General features: G+C 66.1%; 9 protein-coding genes. 1 reads left to right on the forward strand and 8 read right to left on the reverse strand.

Annotation, left to right across the window (positions count from 1 at the left end; translation table 11 throughout):
* Positions 1-5 precede the first annotated feature (5 nt).
* From F1735_RS07020 to F1735_RS07055, 8 genes are all read right to left on the reverse strand, one after another.
* Positions 6-1,505 (reverse strand): TadE/TadG family type IV pilus assembly protein, encoded by a 1,500-nt coding sequence (locus F1735_RS07020; RefSeq protein ID WP_167236263.1) that lies wholly within the window; start codon positions 1,503-1,505, stop codon positions 6-8.
* The gene (locus F1735_RS07025) at positions 1,502-1,774 is read right to left on the reverse strand and encodes a hypothetical protein (protein WP_167236264.1); all 273 of its coding nucleotides are present in this window, start codon (positions 1,772-1,774) and stop codon (positions 1,502-1,504) included. Before F1735_RS07025 ends, F1735_RS07020 begins: the two co-directional genes overlap by 4 nt.
* A 9-nt stretch (positions 1,775-1,783) precedes the next feature.
* Positions 1,784-3,307, reverse strand: coding sequence for a type II and III secretion system protein family protein (locus F1735_RS07030; RefSeq protein ID WP_167236265.1), 1,524 nt, complete (start codon positions 3,305-3,307; stop codon positions 1,784-1,786).
* Between the two features lie 43 nt (positions 3,308-3,350).
* Entirely contained in the window at positions 3,351-4,247 is an 897-nt protein-coding gene (cpaB, locus tag F1735_RS07035; protein WP_167236266.1) for a Flp pilus assembly protein CpaB, read from the reverse strand.
* Entirely contained in the window at positions 4,244-5,665 is a 1,422-nt protein-coding gene (locus tag F1735_RS07040) for an ATP-binding protein (protein WP_167236267.1), read from the reverse strand. Before F1735_RS07040 ends, cpaB begins: the two co-directional genes overlap by 4 nt.
* A 107-nt stretch (positions 5,666-5,772) precedes the next feature.
* Positions 5,773-6,306 carry a prepilin peptidase gene (locus tag F1735_RS07045; protein WP_167236268.1) on the reverse strand — a complete coding sequence of 178 codons (534 nt, stop codon included), beginning with the start codon at positions 6,304-6,306 and terminating at the stop codon, positions 5,773-5,775.
* A 90-nt stretch (positions 6,307-6,396) separates the two neighbouring features.
* A complete protein-coding gene (locus tag F1735_RS07050) occupies positions 6,397-6,576 on the reverse strand; it encodes a Flp family type IVb pilin (RefSeq protein WP_167236269.1) in 180 nt (59 codons plus the stop codon).
* Between the two features lie 298 nt (positions 6,577-6,874).
* On the reverse strand, positions 6,875-7,054 hold the full coding sequence (locus F1735_RS07055; RefSeq protein ID WP_167236270.1) for a Flp family type IVb pilin: 180 nt from the start codon (positions 7,052-7,054) through the stop codon (positions 6,875-6,877).
* A gap of 462 nt (positions 7,055-7,516) precedes the next feature.
* Here F1735_RS07055 and F1735_RS07060 point away from each other — a divergent pair, with 462 nt between their 5' ends.
* Entirely contained in the window at positions 7,517-8,557 is a 1,041-nt protein-coding gene (locus F1735_RS07060) for a GGDEF domain-containing protein (protein WP_167236271.1), read from the forward strand.
* The last annotated feature ends 122 nt before the right edge of the window (positions 8,558-8,679 follow it).

An 8,679-nucleotide genomic window follows, 5' to 3' on the forward strand; every position in this document is an offset into this window, starting at 1 on the left:
CCCTTTCATCGGAACAGGACGGTGGAGGAAGCGAGGGTGGCTGGATCGGCCAGGCCGCCGAATTCGCCGTACACCGCCAGCGGCGTTACGGTCGCGCGCGAGGTCATCAAAAAGCGCCCGACCGCCAGCACCGTCGCCGTGCCGCCCGACACCGGACATGACAGCAGCGGAATGTTGAGGATCCTGCGGCCCTTGAGCCTGGGGTAGCTGGCCGGTATCGGCGCTGTCCGGAACGTGCTCGAGCTTGCCTCGTAGGGCATGGCGGCGCTGTCGCCCGGCGCGATGGTCGCGGCCTTGACCTGTCCGGTCTTGACCCGGTACAGGGTGGGCCAGTCGGCCTTGAGGAATGTGACGCCCGGCGTGCTCGCGGTGGGGCCCGGAAACTTCAGCGGCTTGGCAAATGCCCACAGCGGTCCGTAGTCTTCCGCTTTGCTGGGGTCGATAACGGTATCCATGTCGGCAATCGTGACCAGGCGATTTTTTCCAGTATCCTCATAGGCGCGCGCGCTGCCCGCGATCGAGGTGCGCGCGGGGGTGAGCACCGGCAGCTCCGTCCAGAACGCGGGCACGTTGTATTCCTTGACGTTGGTATCGGCCGGGGCCGCTGTCGAATCGCAGCTCGAGGCGCTGCCGGCAAGGATGCCGAAACGCGAATTGAGTTCGTCCGTCAGCGAGGACGGGAAGTCGCGGCGCACATACAGCGTCGCATTTTCGGGCAGGAAAGGCAGCGCCAGGGTGCCGCTGCACACCATCGGCCGCAGCGCCTTGAGTGAGCTGTTCGAGGCGCGCTCGAGCGCGGGTGGAAAATCGACCGGATTGACCTGGAAATGCAGCGCGGTGTTGCCGTTCGGGTTCAGATTGAGCAGATTGTAGCTGACCCCGCGCCGGAACCCGTGCTCGATCAGCTCGGTCAGCTGGGTCGGGCCAGTGCCGTGGACGCGCGCCTGCTGACGCTGCGTGTCGAGGGCACAGATGGCCAGCGGGGTCACCTGCACCGTGCTGCGCCCGGCCACCGCGCGCGCGCTCACTTGCAGCCTGGCGTAGAGAGGGTCGATGGCGGCGGCAAACACGGTGCGCACGCTGCCGAACAGGGGATCGAGGCCGGTCGTGTCGATCCGCGCATAGCGCATCCGCAGCCGGTTGGCGTCGCTGCTGGCGGCACCGACCGCGAGCCATTGGCCGTTCGGGTCCGGGCTGTCGCTCAAGCGCAGCGCGCCAGACAACCAGCGCATTTTGGCAAGGCCGAAATAGCTGGCAGTGATGATGGCCTTGGCCTGCTGCTCGGCATTGTCGATGCCGGCCGCGCTACCGTCGAGTACACGCGCCGCAGCCAGCGCGGCGGCGTCGGCCGCGCTCTGCAGGTCGGCGCGCCGCATGAATGCCATCGACAGGTCGATGGCCATGCCGCCGATCAGCATCAGCGGCATCAGCATCAGCGCGAACACGATCGCGTAGGAGCCGCGCTGGCGCCGCCGGCGCCAGGGAAGCAGGCGCGCCGAGCTCATTTTGCGGCCCCGACGGCCATCGGAGCGAGCGCGGCGGGCGCCTCGGCCGAGCGCTGGTAGCGCTCGTGGGCGGCGGCCGCGGCCTTGCCGTCGAGTCCGCTGACAGGACGGTTGGCGCGCGCCGCGCCCGGGTCGATGGCCTGGGCCGCGAGCGCGGCGCGCAGCGACTGGCCGAAACGCGCGTCCCAGTTCGGGGTGCTCGAGCAAGCGCCCAGCAAGAGCGTGGCTGCCAGCAGGCTGGCGATGCGGCGAACGATGCGGGTGTTCATGGCATTCTCCTATTTCAGTTCAAAACCGCTGTGCGTGAGCGGCTGGCCGGGGGCGCCAGGCGCCGTCGCGGCGGCCGGCTGCGACGCGCCTTCCAGGCGCGCGCCGAGCAGCGCCTCGCTGTGCGAGAGCGGCGCCAGGCTGTCGGTGGGCAAGCTGTAGTTGGGCGGCAGCGGCTTGACCAGGTGGGCCGTGACGACAAACACCAGCTCGGTGCGGTCTTGCTGGAAATCGGTGCTGCGAAACAGCGCCCCCAGCACCGGCACCTCGCCCAGCAGCGGCAAGCCCTTGCGGTTGGCGATCAGGTTGTTCTTGATCAGGCCGCCAATGGCGAAGCTCTGGCCATCGTGCAGTTGCAAGGTGGTGCTGGCGCGCCGGGTGGTGATCAGCGGCAGCACCGCGCCGCCGCTGAAACCGGCGGCCGAGATGCCGATCCCTTCGCGCGAGACTTCCGACACTTGCGGCGCCACCTTCAGGTTGATGCGCCCGCCGGCCAGCACGGTCGGGGTAAAGCGCAGGCCGATCCCGAATTCCTTCTCTTCCAGGGTGACCTTGTTGTTTTCCTGGGCCACCGGGATGAAGATGCTGCCGCCGGCCAGGAAGCTGCCTTCCTGGCCGCTGACGGCCATCACGTTCGGCTCGGCCAGCACGCGCACGATGCCATCCTGCTTCTGGGCCTCGAGGGTGACGCCCTTGCCGCTGGCGCGGCGCACGCCGAGCGCGGCCTGGGCATTGCCGGTGATGAAATCGGCCAGCAGGGTGGTGGCCCAGCTGCCCGAGCCGAAGCCCCACTTGACGCTGCCGTCTAGCCGCTCGAGCAAGCTTTTCGAGACTTCGGCGATCTTCACTTCGAGCATCACTTGCTGGGGTGCGCCGACCGCCAGCAGGTTGATCACGCGCGCCGCCGGCGCCGCGCCGGCGCCGCTCGCGCCGCCGCTGGCGCCGGTGGTGGCGGCCGCGCCCCCGGTTGCGGGGTCGCCGCCCTGCTGCGCCAGCGAGCGCAGCGGCCGGCTGACGAAAGCGGTCGCCAGTTCGACCGCGCGCAGCACGGCGGCGCCATCGGCCACGGTGCCGCTGAGCACGAGCGAGTCGGCGGCGCTGTGGACCCGGATATCTTTTTCTTCAGGCATCAGGGTGGCCAGACTGGCCTGCAACGCGGCGGGGTCCATGCCGACCACGATGTCGACGATGCTGCAAGCCCCGCTTTTACCCTGCACGATCATATTGGTGGTGCCGACGTCGACCCCGAGCAGATACAGGGTGTCGGGCGCGACCAGCATGGCTTGCACCACGGCGGCGTTGCCGATGCTGCGGTTGCGTACCGGTTCGGGCAGGCGCATCAGGTTCGACTTGCCCACCAACAGGGTCAGATTGCCGGGCCGCGCGGCCTGGCCGCTGCAGCGCGGGCCGCTGTCGGCGCGTTCGGCCTGGGGTTGGGCTTGCTTGTCGGCGGCGTGCGCGCCGCCGGCCAGCGCCAGCAGCAGCGCGAGCGCGCCGGCGCCGGTCCGTGTTCCTTGCTTGATGCGGTTGTTCATAGCGGCCATCCTGTGAGGTGACGGAAAGGTGAGTGCGCGAACATCAAAAACATTCTTGTGAGGTGGTCACGCCATTCAATACACTGACGCAGTCGCGGCGGGCGTGCGCCACCACCACCGGCGCGCTGCGCGGCGCGGCGCGCGCGGGCGCCTTGGGCCTGGCCGGCGGCGCCGCGCTTTTGGACGCCGCCGCCGGCGCCGGCGCGGCGGCCGCGGCGGCGGCCAGCTCGTCGAGCAGGCTGGCCTTGGTGGCGCCGCTCGTCTGCGGCGAGCCCGGATCGACCTGGTTGCGCAGCGCCAGCGACAGCGAACCGACCCCGCGCGCCAGGTCGAGCGCTTCGGCCTGTTCCGGCGTGACTTCGAGCGTGACCGCGTTGACCACTTTCGGCTTGGTTTCATCGCGCCCCACTTCCTGCGCCACCGCCAGCACCAGGATGCGTTCGAGCACGATCTTCGAAATGTGCAGCCCGTTGCGCGACTGTTTGGCGTGTTCGTCCGGATCGCGCTCGGTGTGTACGATGACATCCACGTAATTGCCCGGCAGCGCAAAACCGGCCACGCCGATGACATCGTTGACGCGCACCGTGATGGCGCGCTTGCCTTCGCTGATCAGGGCCGACAAGCCGCCCAGGGTGCCGGGCGGGGCCAGCTTGGCCTCGGTCAGCGGCTCGCCCTTGAGAACGTTATCCTTGAGCACCCGCTCGCTCAGCTTGAGGCTGTCCTTGAAACCATCCTTGGGGGTGGTGGCGGCCGGCCAGTCGACCAGGCGCAGCATGTCGGGCGAGAGGCGCTGCCCGCGGCTGATATCGCCGCTGGCGACCACGATGCGGCTGGAGGCATTGCCCGGCTGCCGGAGCAGCCACAGCGAGGCGAGGACCACCGCGGCGATTCCCAGCAAGACCGCCACGCCCATGGTCAGCAATGCGCGTTTGTTTTTCATATGATCCTCTCGTACAGGGTGGTGCCGCTATCGGCGGAAAACGTCATCGGCGGCGGCGCGGCGGCCGGCGCGGCCTGGTCCAGCGCCATGCTGCGCCAGGCTTGTTCGATGGCCGCCGCGGAGAGGCGCGCGGTGGTGCCGGCGAAGGCGGCAAAATCGTGCAGGCGCCCGAGCAGCTCGGCCGGGTAGCTGGCCAGCAGCGGCCGCCCGCTGGCGTAATGCAGGCGCGTGATCAGGTAGTACAGCACGTCTTCGTCGCAGGCCAGCGCATGCTGGTGGCACTGGCGCCGGAACAAGCGCGCATAGGACGCCTCGGACAGCGGCCCGACCAGGATCTTGTAACCGATGCGGCGCAGGAACGATTCGTCCAGCAAGACCTGCGGCGCGAGGTTGGTGGCCAGCACCAGCGTGACGTCGAACGGCACTGCGATCTTGTAGCCGCCTTCGATGGTGAGCTGGTCGCAGCCGCTGTCGAGCGGGGCGCTGAAACGGTTGAGCAATTCTTCGGTGGGCAGGCGCTGGCGCCCCAGGTCGTCGATCACCAGCATGCCGTTATTGGCCATGAAGTGCGGCGGCGCGCGGTACACGCCGCTGGCGTGGTCGAGGCGCAGGTCGAGCATCTCGTAGCCCAGCTCGGCGCCGACCTGGACCAGCGGGCGCTGGCACAGTATCCAGCGCGCATCCGGGTTGCGCCGCTCCTCGCTGTGGCGCGCATGCTGGGGCGGGGCCGGGATGTGGACGGCGGGATCGTGGAACTGCACGATATGGCCCTCGACCAAAATCGCATGCGGAATGGCCACCAGCCCGGTTTGCAGCCGCCCCAGCCTGCGCGCCAGGGTGGTCTTGCCACTGCCGGACGGGCCGTGCAGCAATAGCGGGCGGCGCGACTGCAGGGCCGCGCCGAGCAGGTCGCGCACGTCCGGCTCGAGCACGTCGTCGGCAAAGGCGGCGGCCATCTCGGCCATGCCGACCTGGGCCGTCCCAGCCTGCCGGCCCGACTGGCGCTGGGCCAGGTCGCGGTAGGCTTGCAGGGTGACCGGGGCCGGGCCGACGTAGCGGCAGCGCGCCAGGAACTCGGCCGCGCGCAGGCGCCCGCCCTCGGTGAGCTGGTAATGCACGTCGAGGTCGGAATCGCCGCGCCCCGCCACTTCGACCAGGTGACCGGCCTGCATGGCGTCGAGCGCTTCGCGCAGGACCGTGATCGACAGCTTGAGCTTGCCGGTAAGGACGGGCAGGTGGACCTTGCCGATCGAATACATCGCCTTGGCGACCAGTTCCACGATCAGGCTCAGTTCCAGGCCGGTGTCGCGCACGCAGCGCGGCTGCGGCGGCGCGCTGCCGCCGGCGTAATCGGGTGACGCGGCACGGATCCGTAAGCCGCTGGGCGGAAGCGCGCCGGTCGGGGCGGTATGACTCATCTTGGGTTCCTCGCATAGACAGGTGGCGTTTCCTGAAGCCACAATTTATTTTAGTCACCAGCCCCCGTGCCGGTTTGATACGGAACAAGCTATGGCCGCACGGAAACTTAGAGCCAGGGCAGCGCCAGAGTGAAAAAGGTGCCGCCGGCGATCGCGAGCGCGTATGGCATATTTCCCACACTCGGGGTCGGTAGTGGCTCGGCCACGACCGGCATGCCGCACAGGCGCAGGAACAGGGGGCGCAGCAGCGCCATCAGGTTGGCGCCGGTGTCGCGCAGGCGCCCGCTGGCGAGGATCATGACCAGCGCCATCAGGCCGCCCGCGCAAAAGGCGGCCAGCGCGATCTGCAGGGCCATGGCGGGACCGGTGAAGGCGCCCACGGTGGCCATCAGCTTGACGTCGCCGGCGGCCATGCCCCGCAGGCAGTACAGGGGCAGGAACAGCAGCAGGCCGGTGGCGAAGCCGGCCAGGCCGGTATCGAGCAGGGCCAGGGGTCTTCCGCAACACAGGTGCAGGATGGCGGCGCAGGCCAGGGCGGCCGCCAGCAGACGGTTGGGAATGCGGCGCGAGGCCAGGTCGGTGGTGGCGGCGGCCAACAACAGGGCGATCAGGACCAATTGGGAAAGCGACAAGGCGGGCATGGGCGGCTCACGTGAAAAGCTCCCGGAACAGGAGTGCCCGTCCGGGAAGCGAGGTGTGGCGAACAATGGCTGATCAGCGCTGGGATGGCGTTAGGAAACTGTCAGGTCGGTGACAATCTGCTGGAACAAGGCAACCAATTGGGTCTTCACATTGGTAAGGGCCGTGACCAGTCCGACAGCGATCAGCGCCGCGATCATGCCATACTCGATGGCGGTGGCGCCGTCTTCGTCGTTGATAAAAGCTTGCACTGCGGTGGGTATGGTGCTCATGATGACCTCCGGTTAGATTAAAACTGCCACTTTCTGGCCCAGATGCGGCAGCGCTGCTGCCTTGCCTGGAGGTACCTTGCTTCTGTACTCCAACTTCCGCCATTGAGTTCACTGTAACGATGTTGGGCAACAGCAACTTGACCTAAGACAATTTTCCTAGAGGGAATTATTTAGTGAGAAAAAGGGGAATATCCTGGAGCGCAAGGCCATAACGGCGGACGTGAAAAAGCTCCCGGAACAGGGCCCTGTTCCGGGAGCTGGGTGTAGCGAACGGACAGCTTATCCGAGCTGCAGGGGATTAGGGAACCGTCAGGCCGGTGACGACCTGGCCGAACAAGGTGACCAGCTGGGTTTTCACACTCTTCAACGACGTGACGATCGCAACGGCGATCAGCGCGGCGATCAAGCCGTACTCGATGGCGGTGGCGCCGTCTTCGTCGTTGATAAAGGCTTGCACTGCGGTGGTGATGGTGCTCATGGTGACCTCCGGTTAGTTAAGACTGCCAACTTCTGGCACAGGGTGTGGCTGAGCTGCCGCCTTACCTTGACGTACGTTGTTGCTGTACTTCAATTTTCCCGCCATTGAGTTCACTATAAAGATCCGCAGAAACCACAACTTGACTTAACACAACTTTCCTAATGGTACTATTTTTGTTATTATGGAAACTGTCGATATACGACACGATGGCGAAAAAGTTGCTGTGCGGTGAGCCGTAAGCCGTCACACAACGGTAGAATCGGGTGAACGCAAGCGTTTATGCATGACAATTGCCTAAAAAGCAAAATGAGGTTATCGTGCATAGCCTCGGCTGGCGCGGGACGCGGCGCCAAGGCGAAGCGCCAGCCGAGGGGGTCCGGCAATCAGGTAGGCCAGCTCGCCGTGTCGATGGACATGCCTCCGCTACGTGGTAGTAGTTTGATTCACATTTCCGAGAACGACATGGATTCCCTTCTTAAACACATGGTGGACATGACTGGCCACCGCGACCACACGATGCTCGACATCTCGGTGATCTCGGCGGTGCAGGAACTGGCGCGGGCGTCGCAGACGCGCGTGCTGACCATCATGCATGTGCGCGGCCAGCAGTACGTGCGTGCGCGCGCCAGCATCTGCGCCGGCGGCGTGGCCCGCATGGAGGAGCCTGCCGACGTGAATGCGCTCGGCGAGCCGATCAGCAGCTACCCGGCCCTGGCCGCCTGCATCGCGCGCAACGACACCAGCGCCGAAAGCCTGTCGGAAGACGGCAAGCGCACCCTGTGGCTGCCGATCTGGATCGGCGAGAAGGTCGACACCTGCCTCGAAATCCTGCACCCGACCCCGTACACGAGCGACACCATCCACGTCATCGGCGGGATCGTCAGCGTGTACCGCAACTTCCAGAACCTGCTCGACTACAGCGAGCGCGACTCGCTCACCGGGCTGCTCAACCGCAAGACCTTCGACGACCAGCTGGCCAAGATGCTGCACGTCACGGCCGAGCAAGAGTCGCTGGAACCGGGCCGGGAAGAACGGCGCCAGCCTTCGGATGCCGAAAAGCAGTGGCTGGCGGTGGTCGATGTCGACCATTTCAAGCTGGTCAACGACAAGTTCGGCCACCTGTACGGTGACGAAGTGCTGATCCTGATCGCCAACCTGATGCAATCGTCGTTCCGCTCGCAGGACCGGGTGTTCCGCTTCGGCGGCGAGGAATTCGTGGTGCTGCTGCGCTCGACAACCCTGGAGAATGCGCAAAAGATCATCGACCGCTTCCGCACCAATGTCGAGTCGCACGATTTCCCGCAGGTGGGCCAGGTGACGGTGAGCGTGGGTTTTGTGAGCATCAGCCCGTACGAATCGCCGGTGATCATTCTCGGGCATGCCGACCAGGCGCTGTACTACGCCAAGAGCCACGGGCGCAACCAGGCCTGCCACTACGACCAGCTGGTCTCGGGCGGCCTGCTGCATGCGGTGGCGTCCAACGATACGGCCGAGTTTTTCTAGCCTGAATTTTGCACAAAAAAGGGCAAGAATGCCGTAAGTGATTGATAGAATGGGAGTTATCTAAAAACCTACCCTATCAGCACGAACACACCTTGCCCGACATGAATTCTACCCCAGAGCAG

Source organism: Massilia genomosp. 1 (genome assembly GCF_011682185.1).
Lineage (GTDB): Bacteria > Pseudomonadota > Gammaproteobacteria > Burkholderiales > Burkholderiaceae_D > Telluria_A > Telluria_A rubra.

Excerpts from the sequence above, each read along its gene's own strand:
- F1735_RS07025 (WP_167236264.1), bottom strand. The coding sequence starts at position 1,774 with ATGAACACCCGCATCGTTCGCCGCATCGCCAGCCTGCTGGCAGCCACG.
- cpaB (WP_167236266.1), bottom strand. The coding sequence starts at position 4,247 with ATGAAAAACAAACGCGCATTGCTGACCATGGGCGTGGCGGTCTTGCTG.
- F1735_RS07020 (WP_167236263.1), bottom strand. The coding sequence starts at position 1,505 with ATGAGCTCGGCGCGCCTGCTTCCCTGGCGCCGGCGGCGCCAGCGCGGC.
- F1735_RS07040 (WP_167236267.1), bottom strand. The coding sequence starts at position 5,665 with ATGAGTCATACCGCCCCGACCGGCGCGCTTCCGCCCAGCGGCTTACGG.
- F1735_RS07055 (WP_167236270.1), bottom strand. The coding sequence starts at position 7,054 with ATGAGCACCATCACCACCGCAGTGCAAGCCTTTATCAACGACGAAGAC.
- F1735_RS07045 (WP_167236268.1), bottom strand. The coding sequence starts at position 6,306 with ATGCCCGCCTTGTCGCTTTCCCAATTGGTCCTGATCGCCCTGTTGTTG.
- F1735_RS07060 (WP_167236271.1), top strand. The coding sequence starts at position 7,517 with ATGGATTCCCTTCTTAAACACATGGTGGACATGACTGGCCACCGCGAC.
- F1735_RS07030 (WP_167236265.1), bottom strand. The coding sequence starts at position 3,307 with ATGAACAACCGCATCAAGCAAGGAACACGGACCGGCGCCGGCGCGCTC.
- F1735_RS07050 (WP_167236269.1), bottom strand. The coding sequence starts at position 6,576 with ATGAGCACCATACCCACCGCAGTGCAAGCTTTTATCAACGACGAAGAC.